Raw genomic sequence first — 15,729 nt, 5'->3', positions numbered from 1 at the left:
TGGTGAGTATTGCATTGGCCGTTGCTGTGGCAACTTGCTGAAGAGGAATCACTGCATCAGCTTCATCGCCCCGGCCGCTTGCGCCTGTTGGCGTTGCTGCTCCTGATCTTGCGACTGCTTCTGGGTTTGTTCCTGGTTGAACTGCTGGCTGTCGCGCAAGGTGTCGCGCAGTTGCGGCGCCTGCTGGGCGAGGTCCACGGCGGTGTGGAAGCCGGGCACGGTGCGGCCGATCCACAGCGTGTCGCCGGCCACGCCGACGGGGCCGATGCGTTCGGCGTCGGGGATGCCGTTGCGCTTGGCCGCCAGCATCGCCGCGGCCGCGTGTTCGTCCGACAGCCCGGCCGGAACGCTGGCGCGAATCTTGGCGATCATCGCCTGGTCCTCGCGCGAGAAGCGCGACAGGCCGAAAGCCGGCTCGGGCTCGGCGGGCGGTGGCACGCGCTGAGGTGGCGGGTCGGGCGCGGCCGGCGCCGGCCGTTCTGCGGACTCGGGCGCCGTCAACGGCGCTGCCTGGCGGGCGCCGGCCAGCACCTCCTGGCGCGCCTGCAGGATGTCTTCGCGGCTGGTGACGGCGACCAGCCGGTTCACGCCCTGGGCGTCGCGCTGGTAGTGGGCGATGGAGCTGTCGGCGCCATAGGCTCCGTGGCTGCGTTGCAGTTGCAGCGCGCCGGGCCCTTCGAGGCCGTGCGCGTCGCGGGTGCGTTGCACCGCCAGGCCGATGGCCTGCTGCCATTCGGGAGTGAGTTCGGTTCTGTCGGCGGTGACCCGGTACTGGTGCAGCAGATGGTTCTGCTGGCGCTGTTCTTCGCTGGGCGCGGGCCTGGCGTCGAGCGCGGCGATACGCGCATCGAGCTGCTGCAGCGAGGGCTCGCGCGCCGAGCGGGTCAGTTCCAGTTCCAGCGCCAGATTACCCTGCGCCACCCGGCCGGCGCCGGTCCATTCCCCGTCCGGACTGCGCCGATAGAGCTGGCCGTCCGAGCCCAGCACCTCCTCGGGCCGCGGCCGCGCCGATTGCACCGCCGCCGGCACCGCGACGAAGTCGCTCGAGCGCTGCGCGGCGTAGTTCTCCAGGTAGGCGGCGGCGACCGCTTCGCGGCCGTTGCCGATGTTGTGCTGGATGCGCGCGACCGCTTCGCGGTTCAGCTCCATCGCCCGTTCCGGGGTGGCGACCTGTTGTTCGTAAACGCCGCGATCGTTGGCGCCGGCGACGCCGGTCTTGACCTGGCGCTGCCACTGCTCCGTCGCTGGGTCGCGGCGCCAGTTGGGGTTGTCCAGGCCCCCTTGGTCGTGCGGGCCGGCCGGAATATCGAACGGATCCTGCGGCCGCGGCACCTTGCCCAGGGCCAGTTCCACCGCCGTGACGCTGGCTCGGGCGCCCAGCTCGCGCGCCTTGTCGTAGTTCGCGCCCAGCGTGCCTTCGACCGGGTTGTCGCGGCCGTCGGCGCTGCGGTCGATCAAGCCCTCGCGCACCCAGTTGCGGCCATTGAATTCCCACGCCACGCCCTGCCGGTCGGTCTGATGGGTGATGTCGTGGTTTTCTTTCAGGTCCACGGCCTTGTCGAAGGCCTTGCTCATCAGCATCGCATCGGCGACGACCAGGGCCGCGGGCACGTAGCCCGAGGTGCCGACCGCGTAGGCCGCGGCGCTGCCGCCGACCCAGCCGCCGAGATTGCGCGCCGCCGCATGGGTGGCTTCGGACCGCGCGGCGGTGGGATTGCCCTGCTCCAGCAATTCGGCGACGCGGCGAGTGCTGGCGGCCACGTCGACCCCGCTGGCCAACAGACCGCCGGAGCGGATCAGGGTGTTTCTGGGAACCTCGCCGATCAGCAATTGGGCGGAGGCGAAGCCGCGCTGGCCGTTGGGGCCGCGCAAGGAGGCTTCGCCTTCGGGGAGATCGGTGGGGCGGGGGAGAGGGAGGGGTCGAACGAGTTGAGGCGGGTGCTCTTCTGGAAATGATCCTGTTGGCGGTAGCCGGCTAAATGCTGTTGGTACTGGGCCTCAGTGATGATGCCATCCCGGTACGATTGGTCCAGCAACTCGGCGGTAGTCCTGAGTTGCAGGCCAGGCAGCTCCCGCTGGAGTTGGCGCCGTATCTGCGGCGAAATGAATTGCCCGTCATCAGACCAGATGACGACGTTGCGACCTTCAGCATGCTCGCGAGCTGCGATTTCGAGCAGGGAGCGTTCGCCTGCATTTTTTGTAAGCCGCTTGAGCTCCTGAGGATCGGTAGCATCCCTCAATTGTTGCTCTGTTTCGGGTGTGTCTTGAGCTCTGATATCGCGACTGGCGAGATAATCAAGGAGGTCCCGTTCAAGAGGACCTTTTTCAATTTCGATTTCGACTAGTCTGGAGATGGTGAGCTTAAATCCCTCGTTTTCGGCGAGCTTGATATATGCATCAAGTAGATCCGGGCCTCCCGCGCGATAGGCAAAAACCAAGCTGCTGGTGTCAGCAAGAAGATATTTCACGGCCATCAGATCCTCCTTGATCAGACCAGAATTGACCTGGCATGATGACGAAGTTTCCTGAAAAGTCCGCTGCAGTCAGCCGAGCTGAGATCGGGCATCCAATCCCAGATCAAACGGCGAACGTCCCAGGTAAGTGCTGTGTCAATCTCATTGAATTCCTTTTCCTGTCGTAGGAATTCAGCATAGTCCTTCGGCTTTTTTTCTTTAAAGTATTGTATGAAGGCGAGTACTTCGTCGTCTTTCCATTGTTTCAGTCGGGCCTGTTCCTGCTTTGCCAATACGTAGTCGGTGACGATTAGCTCGTAGATGTCCTCGTCGCTCGCTCGCCTAATACCGGGGCCTGTAAGGGCTCGGATAACTTTTGCTTTGAGCTCTTCATCTTCTAATGCATCAATTTTCGCTTGTACTTCAGAAGTGATGGGCACGACACGGCTCCTTTAAGGGTTGACGGTTAATGTATCAAATGTATTTAGGTTGGATTATTGATTTGGTTATATTCTTGTTTGTAAAGTAATGCCCGGCAAGGGCATGCATCCATTTCGCCTGCCTCGATCGGATCAATGCGACTTGAGGTAATCGCGAAGCCTGCCGATCAGCATCTTGTGATCGGAGGAGCTCAGATCCATGACCCATTCCCTCAGCAGGCGAGACACGTCCCAGCGCAGTTGCGGGGCGATCTCGCTGGATTCCTTGGCCTGGCGCTGGAACTCGGTATAGTCGTGCGGCCGGTGTTTGCGGAAGTATTCGGCGAAACGCACTTCCCCGTCGATGCGCCATTGCTCCTTGTCGCCCCATTCCTCGAGGTAGGATCGCTCGATTTCGGCGTTCTCGTGTTCGGAGGTGACCAGGGAGTAGATCGCGCTATCGAGAGTGTGGCCCCGCCAGGGGCATGAAAGCAGGCGCAGGACTCTGGCTTTGACCTCGGCGTTCTCGATCGCGTCGATCTTGGCTTGCAGTTCCGGATCGACGGGCGTGGTTCGTTCCCAAAGACTCCGGTCGGTCTCGTCCGCGACCGGAGCGGCGGTCTTGAGGTGATTGCGGTACTGGCGGAACAGCCCCTTGATCTCGACCATGGTCGAAACCGGCGCCCAACATGCCAGCAGCCATTGAAGACTCGAGGCGAGTTCGGGTCCGATCAGGCTGGGATCCTGCTGCCGCAGCAGTTCGGCATGGTCTTCCGGCCAGGTTTCGCGGAAGAAGCGGGTGAACTCCGCCAGCTCGTCCTCGCTCCAGCTCTGTACTCCGGCCAGTTGCTGTTTGGCCAAGGCGTCGGCGGACAGCACGATCTGGAAGGTCGCCTCATCGTCGGCGCGCCGGTGCGCCGGCGCTGCGAGCACCCAGCGCAATCTGTCCCTGAGCGGTTTTTCTTCCAGTGCGTCGATTTTGGCCCGCAGCTCGGAACTGATAGACAGATCTGCTGCCTGGCGTTCGAGCGCGGACTCGCAAAAGGTGGCCTCGATATAGGTGCGAAAATCGCTGAACAACTCGCTGCCGTCCAGGAAATAGTCCAGCTTCGGTGCCCACACCGCTATAAAACGGCGGACGTCCCAGCCGAGTTCCGCATCGATATGGTTGAACTCCCGCTGCTGGTGCAGGAAGTCGGCATAGTCTTCCGGGCTTACCACGCTCAGGTACTGGGCGAAGGCGACTACCTCGTCGTCGCGCCACTTGCGTTTCCGAGCCTGTTGCTCCTGATACGCCTTGTGATTGGACACCATGTTTTCATAGATATCCTCGTCGCTGGCCGTCCGTTTTCCGGGGCCGGTAAGCACACTCAGAATTCTGTCCCTAAGCTTCTCATTGTCGAGCGCATCGATCTTGGCTTGCAGTTCAGGGCTGATGGCCATGGCTGGGCTCAGGGAAGCGGGGGAGTTCATGCCTATCGTCCTAGGACGCCGTCGCTCTGGGTAGTCGCTGAATGTGCTTAGTGGCCTGCCCATGCCGCGCTTTATCCGTGCGCAGACGGGTTGTCGGCGCGGCGCACGACGGGCGTCGTCGCATCGCGCGTGAAGGCGGCGGTGTGGTGGTGCGAGCGTCGTGGCGATGGGGCATGGACGGTCCTTGTCTGCTCTGAGCGGCGGCCTCGTCGCGCATCCTGCGCAGCGGCGAATGGGGCGTGTTATCGCGCCCGGGCCCAGCGGTCAGGCCAGGCAGGGGCGCCGGTGGCGGACGCCCGTGTTGTTCGACAGTTTCAAGATTGGCCGCTGGGTGGAGCGGACGTCAAGTCGCGGTCTGGCGACGCGAGCGGCGTCCGGCTGAAGCGCGGTGTGATTTCCTGGATGGCGTCGGCGTCGTCGCAGAACGCCGCCGACCCCTGGGCGAGATGCGGATCGTCCGCATGCGATGGTTCCTGTTGATCGCATCGCTCGACTGAGTTCGGTGCGTCGTTGGATTTCCCGGCGTCACGAGCGGTTCGCTTTCAGCGCCTACCGCTCCGGCGCCCAAACCGACGCCAGCTCAAGTGCGGCAACCGCCGCAGCAGGCGTTTGCGCTTTGCGGCTTTGCGCTCGGGTTGCCGATCGCGGCATCGACCACCGCGACGACGTCATAGCCGGCGTCGCCGAGCGCATCGCCGGCGGCGGCTGGGCTGAGATCGGTGTTGGCGATCGACACCGTGGCCGCGGCCAGATCGACTTCGACCTCGGCCGCGGCGTCCAGCGGGCGGATGGCGGATGCGATGGTGGCGACGCAGTGGCCGCAGTTCATTCCTTCCACGATCAGTTGCATGGCAGATTCCGTTAGGCCGGCGGTGCGCCGGCCGAGACAGCCTCGGGCTTGCCACGGTAGGAAGGTCAAGCCGATCGCGGTCGCGCGAGCGCCTACGCGCGATCGCTTCGGCGGCGCGCCGGATTCAGCCGCCGCGTTCCTGCAGCAGCGCCGTGTACTTGGCGATGTTCTGGTCGATCCGGTCGATAGCGAAGCCGGCCGATTCGGCCTCGATCGCGCCCACGGCGGCGGCCACCGCCGCGGCGGCGCCGAGCAGGACATCGCTGACGAGTATGCCGAGCGCGTCTTCGGCGGCCTTGGCCGCATGTTGTTCGACCAGTTCCTCGGTCATGCGCTTGAGCAACACGCCGTGGCTGGCCAGGGCGAGCTGGCTCACGCTGTCGAAGTAGGCGGCGGCCGATTGCGCGACCTGGCCCGCGGCATCGCCGGAGACTTGGTCCAGCGAGGCGATCGCACGCGCGGCGGCCTCGGTGACGCGCTGGATGTGGGCCTGGAGGTCGTTGTCGACGATCGGCGAGGGGGCGGGCATATCGGTCATAGGGGCCGGATCCTGGTGGCGTCGGAGGAAGGGGGCGTCGCAAGGCGGTAAGGCGAGTCGCCCCGACGTGCTCCCAGACAAACGGCAGCAGGCGCGGGCGGGGGACAGGCGCGGACGTTCGACTTTCGGCGCGATCCTGGAACTGAGAACGGCGATGCGGAATGCCGCTCGCACCGCGCAATGAGGAGGGGAGGCTGGATACAGGCGCGGCGTTGTGCGAATGCCGGCCACGACGACGTACGCGAAGCCGGTTGGCGCGAACGGCGAGCTCGTTTTATCGAGCTCGACCCACTCGATATCGGCCAGTCGCGACTCGGCAACGGGGTCGGGTTCAAGTGCGACCGCGGGATCGCGCCTGCAGACGATGCGCAGGCGCGATCCGGCGAACGCGCCGGGCGTTAGCGCGCCGTGTGGCGCAAGCCGCCATCAGGCAGCGCATCGGCGCAGCCCTGGCGACCGCTATGGACGCCGTTGCAGCCGGCCGCGCCGAGCCGTGGATCGGCGTCCGGTCAGGCCGCTACGGCCTCGTCGTGGATGCTGTGCCAGGCCGCTTCGGCGACCTCGACCGCTCGGATCCAGTTCAAGCGCGAGCCTTGCCGGACCTGGGCGTAGCGTTCTTCGAGTTCGGCCTCGAGGTCCTTGAAGCAGGCCTCGGGATGGTCGCCGCGTGCGGCGATGCCGAGATAGATCGCCGGCGCGTAGTCGGAGAAGGACAAGCCTTCGCGATAGAAGGGGGCCTGCTTGTAGTGGGTCGCCCAATAGCTGAGCGAACGCAGCTGCGCAGCGTGCATGACGCACTCTCCGGCTGACGGCCCCTGCGGATTCAGCCTAGGCCCGGCGATGTGAAGGCCGCGTTGTGCGCCGTCCAAGCGATCAAGCCGGGAATGGCCGGGACGAACGGCGTTGCCGGCGCCCGTCGGGATCGGCTATCACGTCGCTTCGGGCGTCACGACGGCGCCGACGTTCAGGGAAGCGGTCGATGCGGCAAAGGAAGTCGAAGCGGGACAGCTCGTGGGGCAGGGCGTCGGCGCTGGCGTTGGCGGGGTGGCTGGCTGGGATGGGAACCGCGTTCGGCGTCGAGGCGCCGGGCGGCTATCGGCCGTTGTTCGAACAGGTCTGGACGACCGTCGAGACGAACTTTTACGACCCCGGCTTCCACGGCACGGATTGGGCCGTGGTGGGGCAGCGCTATCGGGGGCAATTGGGCAGCGTCGCCGACGATGCGGCCTTCCAGGCCCTGGTGGCGCGGATGCTCGGCGAATTGAAGGTGTCCCACGTCGCGATCGCGCCGCCGGCCGGGAGCGGCGCGCGTGCGCGCGGCATCGGCGCTCGTTTCGAAAGGGTCGAAGGCGCGGCTACCGCGGTGGAGGTCTCGCCGTTGAGCGATGCCTGGCGGCAAGGGCTGCGACCGGGCGATCGCCTGCAGGGGCCGGCCGATGCGCTCGCCGGTCCGATCGGCAGTCGCGTCGATCTGAACGTGCGGACCTGCGCCGGCGCGACGCGCGCGCTACGGGTCGCCCGGGTTGGGCTCAGTGCGTCGGAGTCTCCCGGCTGGCGCTGGAGCCGCTATGCGCCGCGCAAAGGCTTGAGCCTGGGCTATCTGCGCGTGGACCGTTTCGACGACGGCGCCGCCGAGTTGGCCGACCGCGCCATGAGCGATCTGGGCGACACCCAGGGCCTGATCCTGGACCTGCGCCGCAACAGCGGCGGCAACACGTCGGCCTTGCGCCTGGCCAGCTATTTCATGCAGCCGGGCGAACGCCCGGTGTTCGCCTTGTATGCCCGGTCCTATCTGCAGTCGCTCGGCCGGCGGCCGAGCGCGGCCGACATCGCGCGCGGGCCCAAGACCATCGGCGCCTACACCGATGCGGCGGTGTTCGAGGCGATCGGCGCGCAGCACGGCGCAGCGGTGTTCCATTCCGATCCACTGCCGGGCAAAACGCGTTATCGGTCGCCGGTGGTGGTGCTGATCGACGGCGAAACCGCCAGCGCCGGCGAGGGCTTCGCCTGGGCGATGCGCCTGTACAGCGGCGCCCGTTTCTTCGGCCGCGACAGCGCCGGCGCGCTGCTCAGCGGCGAGACGTTCGAACTGGCCCGCGGCTGGTCGCTGACCGTGCCGGTGCACGGGCTGTGGGCGGCGGACGGACGCGATCTGGGCGACCGGCCGATGACGCCGGACCGGCGCATCGAATGGACCCGCGCCGACCTGTGCAGTGGCCGCGACCCGGACCTGGAGGCGGCGATCGATGCGCTGGCGCCGTGACCGGGGCGGCGAGCGGGAAGGCACCGGCGAATGTGGACCGCGGCAAGGTCTCGCAGGCGGCCCGCGCCACTGCGATGTCCGCTGCTGAGGCCTAATCTGAACGGGTGGATTCGATTCCTTCCGCCGCTGCCGCCGTCTGCCGGCTGAATGTCGTCCGCTGCCGAGGCCTGCCGCATTCGCCGCCGGGTTCCGGGGCGCTACCATCGGCCTGTCGCCGTGCCGGCATCGCGGCGGCTTTCCACAGGGCAGCGGAGCGGGCGATGAGCGCGACAAGACTGATTCTGGCTACGGCCGCCGCGATGTCGCTATCGGGCGTCGCAGCCCAGGCGATGGCGCAATCGCGCAGCGCGGTCCAGGTGTATGGCTTCACTCCGGGGCCCGGGCAGACCGTGGCGCCTTACGACACGGTGCTGCCGCGCACCACGGTTCCGACGCATCGCGGAGCGGTCGTCGGCGGTTACGACGGCTATCGCGATCGCCATGGCGATTACCGCGACGGCTATCGCGACCGCGGCGACGAACGGCGCCGCGACGGTCGCCACTACCCCCGCTACCGCTCGCATGCACCGGCGCACGACGGCGTGTATCTGCACTACGCCCGGCCGTCGGTGCGCATCGAGGCGGTGCTGCCGGCCTACGGCTACAGCGAACTCCATGGTTACCGGGTCGAGCGTTACGGCGACGAGCGTTTCGTCCAGACCACGACCCTCATCGACCGCGGCCCTTCGCGCACGGCGGCGTATTTTCCCGGTTGGGGCGGCGGCCACGCGCCGGTGCGCTATCCGCAGCGCGTGCCCGGCGGTCTGCCCTGCGTCGACGATCCGATGCTGAGCGGGCCGGACTGCGCCAAGATCGTCCTACCGGAGGACTGAGCGCGCCGTGTCGTCGTCCGCCCCGGCTCATGCGCCGGGCGCGCGGCGTCACTCCGGCCGGCGCTGCACCGCGCGGTCCTTGCCCGAGCGCTTGGCCTCGTACAGCGCGGCGTCGGCGAGTTCCAGCAGCGGCTTGTAGGAGGTGCCCGGCGCCGGCATCGTCGTGGCGCCGCCGACGCTGACCGTGACCCGGCCGTTGGCGGCACGCTCGTTGGGGATGTCCAGCGCGCGCACTTCGGCGCAGATCTGCTCGGCGACGGTGTGCGCGCCCTCCATGTCGGTGGCGGGAAGGATCAGGGCGAACTCTTCGCCGCCGTAGCGCGCGGCGACGTCGGCCGGGCGCCGCGCGCAGGTGCGCACCACGCCGGCCACCGCCTTGAGCACTTCGTCGCCGGCCAGGTGGCCGTAGGTATCGTTGTAGAACTTGAAGTAATCGACGTCGATCATCAGCGCCGAAAAGTCGCTGCGCTCGCGCGCGGCGCGCGGCCATTCGTGATCGAGGAAGGAGTCCAGGTAGCGGCGGTTGTTGAGCCCGGTGAGGCCGTCGACCTCGCTGAGCCGTCGCAAGGCCTCGTTCATCTCCATCAGCTTCTGCTGGTTTTCGCTGAGCGCGCGGTAGGCGGCGTCGCGCTCGACCTGGTTGAGATAGGCGCGCGAGTGATGGCGGATGCGCGCGATCAGCTCGATCGGGTCGGGCAGCTTGACCAGGTAATCGGCCGCGCCGATGGCGAAGGCCTGGCTCTTGACCGCCGCGTCCTCCTTGCTCGACAGCACCACGATCGGGACGTCGCGCAGGACCGGGCTGTCGCGGTACAGCGGTACCAGGCTCATGCCGTCGATGCCGGGCATGACCAGGTCCTGCATGATCACCGTCGGGTGTAGCGCCTCGGCGGCGGCGACCGCTTCGCCGGCATGGGCGCAGTAGTGGTACTCGATGTCGGTCGCGCCGGCGACGGCGCGCCGCACCGCTTCGCCGATGATCGGTTGATCGTCGACCAGCAGCACGACGATGCGTCCCGGGCGCAAGTCGACAGCGGCGGGTGGCTCGATGACGCTCATGACGATGCGCTCCGTTGATCTCCGAACAGGACCCGCAGCCGCGCCGCGATACGGTCCAGAGGCAGGATGTCGACCGCGGCGCCGAGTTCGGCCGCGGCCTTGGGCATGCCGTAGACCGCGCTGGTCGCGCGGTCCTGGGCGATGGTGTGGTGGCCCTTGTTGCGCAGGCCGAGCAGGCCGCTGGCGCCGTCGCGGCCCATGCCGCTGAGCAACACGCCGGCGATCGGCCCCGGCCAGCGTTCGGCGATGCTGTCGAAGAACACGTCGACCGAGGGCCGGTAAGGTTGCTCTTTCGGCTCGGCGGCGTAATCGAGCGCGCCGTCCGGCGTCAGCACCAGGTGCTCGTTGGTCGCCGCCAGCAGCGCCTCGCCGACGGTCAGGGTGTCGCCGGGACGGGCCAGCCGCACCGGATTGGGCGAATAACGATTGAGCCATTCGGCCATGCTGCCGGCGAATTTTTCGTCGATGTGCTGGACGATGGCGATCGCCGCGGGGAACGCCGCCGGCAAGCCGCCCAGCACCTCGGCCACGGCCGCCGGGCCGCCGGCGGACGCGCCGATCGCGATCAGGCGTTCGCCGCTGCCGTTGCGGCGCTGCGGCCGCGGCGCCGCGCGCGACGGCCGGTCGCCGATCAGCCGGCCGATCAAGTCGATCTTCGCCAACAGCCCGTCCGCCGCGCCCGGCGCGTCGCTGCCGAGCGCGGGCACGTCGGTCGCGTCGAGCGCGCCGTGGCCCATCGCTTCGAACACCAGCGGCGCGTTGCCGCCGACGCTGGCGGTGACCACCAGGATCGCGCAGGGGCTGCGCGCCATGATCTGGCGGGTCGCCTCGACTCCGCCCATGCCGGGCATGATCAGATCCATCAGCACCAGGTCGGGGGTGTTGCGCGCGCACTGCGCCACCGCTTCCTCGCCGCTGCTCGCGGTCCACACTACGCTGTGGTCGGAGCGCTGGCTCAGCGCGCGCCGCAGCGCTTCCACCGCCAATGCGAGGTCGTTGACGATGCCGATCCTCATCGCGACGCACTCATGGGCAGACTCTCATTGCGATGTTCCCATAGCGACGTTCCCATAGCGGCATTATCGCAGCGACGCCCGCGCGGCAGGCCGCTCATGCGACGGCCTCGCCGATCAGGTCGACCACCGCCTGCAGCAAGGCTTCCTCGTGGAAGCCGCCCTTGGTCAAGTAGAAGTCCGCGCCCGCATCCAGGCCGCGGCGGCGGTCTTCTTCGCGGTCCTTGTAGGACACGATCATCACCGGCGTGGCGCGCAACCGGGCGTCTTTCTTGATCAGCGAGACCAGCTCGATGCCGTCCATGCGGGGCATGTCGATATCGGTCACGACCAGGTCGAAATGGCCGGAGCGCACCGCGTTCCAGCCGTCCATGCCGTCCACCGCGACTTCCACCGCGTAACCGCCGCTTTCGATCAGTTTGCGTTCCAGCTCGCGGACGGTCAGCGAATCGTCGACCACCAGCACGCGCTTGCGCGATGCGGTGTGGGCGCCGTCGTCGTAGCGCACCTGGGCCAAATGGCCGGTCGAGACCAGGCGTTCGATCGAGCGCAGCAGGTCCTCGACGTCGACGATCAGCACCGGCGTGCCGTCGTCGAGCAGGGCGCTGGAATCGATGTCCTTGACCTTGCCCAGGCGCGGGTCCAGCGGTTGCACCACCAGTTCGCTGACGCCGACGAAGCGGTCGACGGCCAGGCCGTACTCGTGCACATGGCCGCGGTCGCCGAGCACCACCACCTGCAATTGCTCCGGAGCCGGCTTGGCTTCGCCGCCGAGCAACTGTTGCGCCGCGACCAGGCCGACGCGACGGCCGTCGAGGGCGAAGTGCTGGCGGCCCTCGAGCCACTGCAAATCCTGGCGCGCGACGGTCGCGGTGCGCGCGATCTGCGCCAAGGGGAAGGCGTAAGGCTCACCGCCGATCTCGACCACCAGCGTCCGCAGCACCGAGGTGGTCAGCGGCAGGTGCAGCTGGAAACGCAGGCCTTGCTCCGGGCGGGCGGTCAGGCGCACGTTGCCGCGCAACTGCTTGACCATGTTCTGCACCGCGTCCAGGCCCACGCCGCGCCCGGAAATCTCGGTCACGGTGCGCTTGAGGGTGAAGCCGGGCAAGAACAGGAACTCCAGCAGTTCGGCCTCGCTGAGCCGTTGCGCGGTGGCCTCGTCCGACAGGCCGCGCTCGATCACCAGCTCGCGCACCCGGTCGATCGCGATACCGCGGCCGTCGTCCTCGACCACGATCTCCAGCAGGCCGGCGACGTGGTGCGCTTCGAGCCGGATCTTGCCCTCGGCCGGCTTGCCGGCGGCGAGGCGCTCCTCCGGCGTTTCGATGCCATGGTCGACCGCGTTGCGCAGCAGATGGCCCAGCGGCGCCTCCAGCTTGGTCAGCACATCGCGGTCGACCTGGGTCTTGGCGCCGGCGATCTCCAGCTGCGCCTGCTTGCCGAGTTCGCGGGCGACGTCGCGGACCATGCGATTGAGGCCGCGGGTGCCGTCGGCGAACGGGCGCATGTGACTGGCCAGCGCCTCGTCGTACAGCCGATGCGCGACGCTGGCGAAGCGGCGTTCGAACAGGTCGAGCTGATAGCTGCGTTCGCCCAGCAGGCTCTGGGCCTCGCCGAGCGCGGTGCGCGCCTGCAGCAGCAGAGCTGCGGCGCGTTGTTCCTGGGCCAGCGCCGGCGCGGCCTCGGCCAGCCGGTCCAGCGCTTGCGCGCCGTCGCGTTGCAATTGCTTGAGCCGGTTGAGCGAGCGCACGAACGGGTCCAGCCAGCGCGACACCACCAGCGACTCGCCCGCCAAGCCGAGCAGGCGGTTGAGATTGCGCGCGTCGATACGCAGCACGCGCTCTTCGGCCTCGCCGTCGGCGGAGTGCGCTTCGGCGGCCGTCGCCGTCGGTGCGGGAGCCGGAGCCGGAGCCGGAGCAGCGGCCGCACCGGCGTCGCCCTGCGCCGATGCCGGGATCGCCGGCGCGCCGGCTGCGGACGCAGAGGTTTCCCCGGCCAGCGCGGCGGCGAGCGTGGCGCGGAAGCGCAACGCCTCGGGCGCCTCGTCCTGCATCCAGGCGCCGGCTTCGGCGGCCGGGGTCGAGGCGATGCGCACCAGCAGATCGACCCCGCCGAGCAGGGCGTCGATGCTGGCGTGGTCGAGCAGGATGCGGCCGTTCTGGGCGTCGACCAGGCAGTCCTCCATCGCGTGCGCGACGGACACCGCCGCCGACAGGCCGACGATCCGCGCCGCGCCTTTGAGCGAATGCGCGGCGCGCATGCACGACTCCAGTTCGGCGGCCGCGGTCGGCTGGCGTTCGAGCGACAGCAGGCCGTCGGTCAGCAACTGGCTCTGGCCCTCCACCTCGAGGCGGAACAGGTCGTGCAGGGAGTAGTCCTGGAGATTGCCGTTGCTCATCCCAGCCGCCGGTTGATGGTGCTCAAGATCAATTCGGCGTCGAGCAGGCCGACGCTGTGCCGGGCCGGTCCGCCTGCGTTCGCCGCGGCGTGCGCGCCGCCTTGCCAGTTCAACACGCCGGTGCTGAAGCGCGAAGTCGAATGCGCGACCGTCGACGGCACCGGCAGGCGTTCGGCGGGATCGTAGCGATGCGAGCCGTGCACTTCGTCGGCTTCGAAGGCCAGCCGCTGGTCGTGCAGGGCCAGCACCACCAGCCGGCGGCGCGAGCGCGCATCGGTGCGTGCCGCGTCGAGTTGGAACAACGATTCCAGCGCCACGCACACGGTCAGCCGTCCGCGCACGTTGACCAGCCCGCGCACCAGGCCGTCGCGGCGGTGCGGCAGGCTGTGCACGACGCGCGGCTCGATCACCTCGTCGACCACCGCGCTGTCCAGCCCCAGCCACTCGCCGCCGAGCCGGAACAAAAAGGCCGAACCGCTGAGCATCGCCTGGCCGGCGCCGTGCGCCGCGGCGAGGGCGGTGGCCTCGCGCAGGTCCTGCGCCTGCGGCGCGCGCTCGAGCAGGCGCGCGACCGCCGAGCCGCCGGTGCTGCGTTCGTCGCCTGCGTTCATGTGCGGCCTCCGCCCTGGATTTCGTGCTTGCGATGGCGCTGAGCGCGGCTGCGCAGCACGCGCGCGCCGGCGGCGTCGCCCTTGGCGTCGAGCAGCAGGGCCAAGTGCATCAGGGTTTCCTCGTGGGCCGGATCGAGATAGAGCACCTTGCGGAAGCTGTCCTCGGCGCGCGTGGCCTGGCCGATCGCACCGAGCACCAGGCCAAGCAGGTACAAGGCCTCGACCGACGGCCCGTGTTCGCGCAACTGCGCCTGGCAGATCGCGATCGCCTCGTCGAAACGGCCGTCGTCGGCGGCGCGCTGAGCGATCTGCAGCGGCGCGGCGTTGGCGGCCGGCGCCGCGGCGGGAGTTGCCGCGGGAATGGCGGCCGGCGCCGGTGCGACGCGCGGACGCGGCTTGGCCGGCGCCGGCGCCGCCGCCTTGGCGGGCAGCGGTTTGGGGAGGGGGCGTGCCGCCGTGGCGGCGGCTGGCACGACGGCGGCGTCGTTCGCGGCCGGCTTGCGGAACGCGAACGCCATCGGCAGCTGCGCCGAGACGAAACCCAGCGACAGCATCAGCCCGGTTTCGGCCGGGCCGACGAACATCAGCCCGTCGGGACGCAGCAGCCGGTCGAGCACGGCGACGGTGCGGGCCTGGGTCGGCGGGTCGAAGTAGATCAGCAGGTTGCGGCAGAACACCGCGTCGTACACCGCCTCGCCGGGCAGGAAGCCGATGTCGAGCACGTTGCCTTGCTGGAAGTTCACCCGCTCGCGCGCCGCCGCACCGAGTTGCCAGCCGCCGGGCACCGGGCTGAAGTGGCGTTCGCGGTATTGCAGTTCGCTGCCGCGGAAGGAGTTGTTGCCGTACACGGCGCGGCGCGCCTTGGCCAATGCTCGCTCGCTGATGTCGACGGCGTCGATCGCCAGCCGCTCGCCGGGCAGGCCGGCGTCGAGCATGGCCATGGCCATGGTGTAGGGCTCTTCGCCGGTGGAGCAGGGCAGACTGAGCAGGCGCAGCCGGTCGAGCGTGCGCTCGCCGCTGCCGCCGGGGCCGAATCGCTGCGCCAGCGCGGCGAACGCCTCGCGGTCGCGGAAGAACCAGGTCTCCGGCACGACCACGGTTTCGATCAGCTCCTGTTGCTCCAGCGGCGAGGCGCGCAGCGTTTGCCAGTAGCCGGCCAGGTCGGCGCTGCCGGCCGCGGCCATGCGTTCGCGCAGGGCGCGGTCGACGATGGTCGGGCCGATGGTGCTTGCGTCCAGCCCCATGGTCTCCTTCAGCCAGCGCTCGAAGCCGGCCAGCTTCATGCCGGTTCGCGGTCCGTCGCCGCGAACAGCAGGTCGCGCAGCGATGCCGGCAACAGGCGCTCGATCTGCACCCATTGCAGCAGGCCCTGCGCATCGGAGGCGACCGGGCCCAGGTAACCGGCTTCGGCGGAATCGACACCGCTGGCGACGAATTCGGCCGGGTCGCGCTGCACGGTTTCGACGACCTGCTCGGCGATCAGGCCGAGGGTGCGGTTGCGGCCCGCGCCGTCGGCATAGGGCACCAGCACCACCCGCGTGCTGAGCCGCGCCTGCGCCGGCCGGCCCAGCGCCAATTGGCTCAGATCGATCAGCGGCACCGGTTCGCCGGCGTAGTCGAACAGGCCGGCGACCGCGGCCGGAGCCTGCGGGATCGCCTTGGGCGCGACCATCCGCAGCACCGCAGTCACCCGCCGCGCTTCGATCGCATATCGGTCCTGGTCGAGCTGGAAGACGAGAAAAAGCACGCGTTCTCCGCTGGGTCGGTCGCGCCGCCGGCG

At 68.6% G+C, this 15,729-nt stretch carries 15 protein-coding genes; 2 read left to right on the top strand and 13 right to left on the bottom strand.

What is annotated here, in order from left to right:
- Positions 1-48: 48 nt before the first annotated feature.
- The 7 genes from V2J18_RS13335 to V2J18_RS13305 all read right to left on the bottom strand — a co-directional run bounded on the left by V2J18_RS13335 (position 49) and on the right by V2J18_RS13305 (position 6,524).
- Entirely contained in the window at positions 49-1,872 is a 1,824-nt protein-coding gene (locus V2J18_RS13335; protein ID WP_336132001.1) for a hypothetical protein, read from the bottom strand.
- Positions 1,824-2,474, bottom strand: coding sequence for a hypothetical protein (locus V2J18_RS13330; protein ID WP_336132000.1), 651 nt, complete (start codon positions 2,472-2,474; stop codon positions 1,824-1,826). The genes V2J18_RS13335 and V2J18_RS13330 overlap by 49 nt, the downstream gene beginning before the upstream one ends.
- A 14-nt stretch (positions 2,475-2,488) precedes the next feature.
- A complete protein-coding gene (locus tag V2J18_RS13325) occupies positions 2,489-2,893 on the bottom strand; it encodes a hypothetical protein (protein ID WP_141233608.1) in 405 nt (134 codons plus the stop codon).
- Positions 2,894-3,025: 132 nt separating this feature from the next.
- Positions 3,026-4,345: a hypothetical protein gene (locus V2J18_RS13320; protein WP_336131999.1), complete on the bottom strand. Its 1,320-nt coding sequence runs from the start codon at positions 4,343-4,345 to the stop codon at positions 3,026-3,028.
- Between the two features lie 580 nt (positions 4,346-4,925).
- A complete protein-coding gene (locus V2J18_RS13315) occupies positions 4,926-5,195 on the bottom strand; it encodes a heavy-metal-associated domain-containing protein (protein WP_336131998.1) in 270 nt (89 codons plus the stop codon).
- Positions 5,196-5,319: 124 nt separating this feature from the next.
- A complete protein-coding gene (locus V2J18_RS13310; protein ID WP_064749849.1) occupies positions 5,320-5,733 on the bottom strand; it encodes a hypothetical protein in 414 nt (137 codons plus the stop codon).
- Positions 5,734-6,242: 509 nt separating this feature from the next.
- Positions 6,243-6,524, bottom strand: a complete 282-nt coding sequence (locus tag V2J18_RS13305; protein WP_064749848.1) for a hypothetical protein — start codon at positions 6,522-6,524, stop codon at positions 6,243-6,245.
- A 266-nt stretch (positions 6,525-6,790) separates the two neighbouring features.
- On the opposite strand from V2J18_RS13305, the gene V2J18_RS13300 reads away from it, so the two are divergent.
- Together V2J18_RS13300 and V2J18_RS13295 are read left to right on the top strand one after the other, a co-directional pair.
- Positions 6,791-7,996 carry a S41 family peptidase gene (locus V2J18_RS13300; protein WP_336131997.1) on the top strand — a complete coding sequence of 402 codons (1,206 nt, stop codon included), beginning with the start codon at positions 6,791-6,793 and terminating at the stop codon, positions 7,994-7,996.
- A 260-nt stretch (positions 7,997-8,256) separates the two neighbouring features.
- On the top strand, positions 8,257-8,868 hold the full coding sequence (locus V2J18_RS13295; protein WP_336131996.1) for a hypothetical protein: 612 nt from the start codon (positions 8,257-8,259) through the stop codon (positions 8,866-8,868).
- A 48-nt stretch (positions 8,869-8,916) separates the two neighbouring features.
- Here the strand turns inward: V2J18_RS13295 and V2J18_RS13290 are convergent, their stop codons facing one another.
- The 6 genes from V2J18_RS13290 to V2J18_RS13265 form a co-directional block, all read right to left on the bottom strand.
- Positions 8,917-9,927, bottom strand: coding sequence for a GGDEF domain-containing response regulator (locus V2J18_RS13290; protein WP_064749845.1), 1,011 nt, complete (start codon positions 9,925-9,927; stop codon positions 8,917-8,919).
- Positions 9,924-10,943 carry a chemotaxis response regulator protein-glutamate methylesterase gene (cheB, locus tag V2J18_RS13285; RefSeq protein WP_064749844.1) on the bottom strand — a complete coding sequence of 340 codons (1,020 nt, stop codon included), beginning with the start codon at positions 10,941-10,943 and terminating at the stop codon, positions 9,924-9,926. The genes V2J18_RS13290 and cheB overlap by 4 nt, the downstream gene beginning before the upstream one ends.
- Before the next feature lie 94 nt (positions 10,944-11,037).
- Positions 11,038-13,338, bottom strand: coding sequence for a hybrid sensor histidine kinase/response regulator (locus tag V2J18_RS13280; protein WP_336131995.1), 2,301 nt, complete (start codon positions 13,336-13,338; stop codon positions 11,038-11,040).
- Positions 13,335-13,949 (bottom strand): chemotaxis protein CheW, encoded by a 615-nt coding sequence (locus V2J18_RS13275; RefSeq protein WP_336131994.1) that lies wholly within the window; start codon positions 13,947-13,949, stop codon positions 13,335-13,337. Before V2J18_RS13275 ends, V2J18_RS13280 begins: the two co-directional genes overlap by 4 nt.
- Positions 13,946-15,232 carry a CheR family methyltransferase gene (locus V2J18_RS13270; RefSeq protein ID WP_064749841.1) on the bottom strand — a complete coding sequence of 429 codons (1,287 nt, stop codon included), beginning with the start codon at positions 15,230-15,232 and terminating at the stop codon, positions 13,946-13,948. The genes V2J18_RS13275 and V2J18_RS13270 overlap by 4 nt, the downstream gene beginning before the upstream one ends.
- Positions 15,229-15,696 (bottom strand): chemotaxis protein CheW, encoded by a 468-nt coding sequence (locus tag V2J18_RS13265; protein ID WP_064749840.1) that lies wholly within the window; start codon positions 15,694-15,696, stop codon positions 15,229-15,231. The genes V2J18_RS13270 and V2J18_RS13265 overlap by 4 nt, the downstream gene beginning before the upstream one ends.
- Between the last annotated feature and the right edge of the window lie 33 nt (positions 15,697-15,729).

The organism is Lysobacter firmicutimachus (assembly GCF_037027445.1).
In the GTDB taxonomy this organism is placed as follows: domain Bacteria; phylum Pseudomonadota; class Gammaproteobacteria; order Xanthomonadales; family Xanthomonadaceae; genus Lysobacter; species Lysobacter firmicutimachus.
This window is presented reverse-complemented; position numbering and strand designations above follow the sequence as displayed.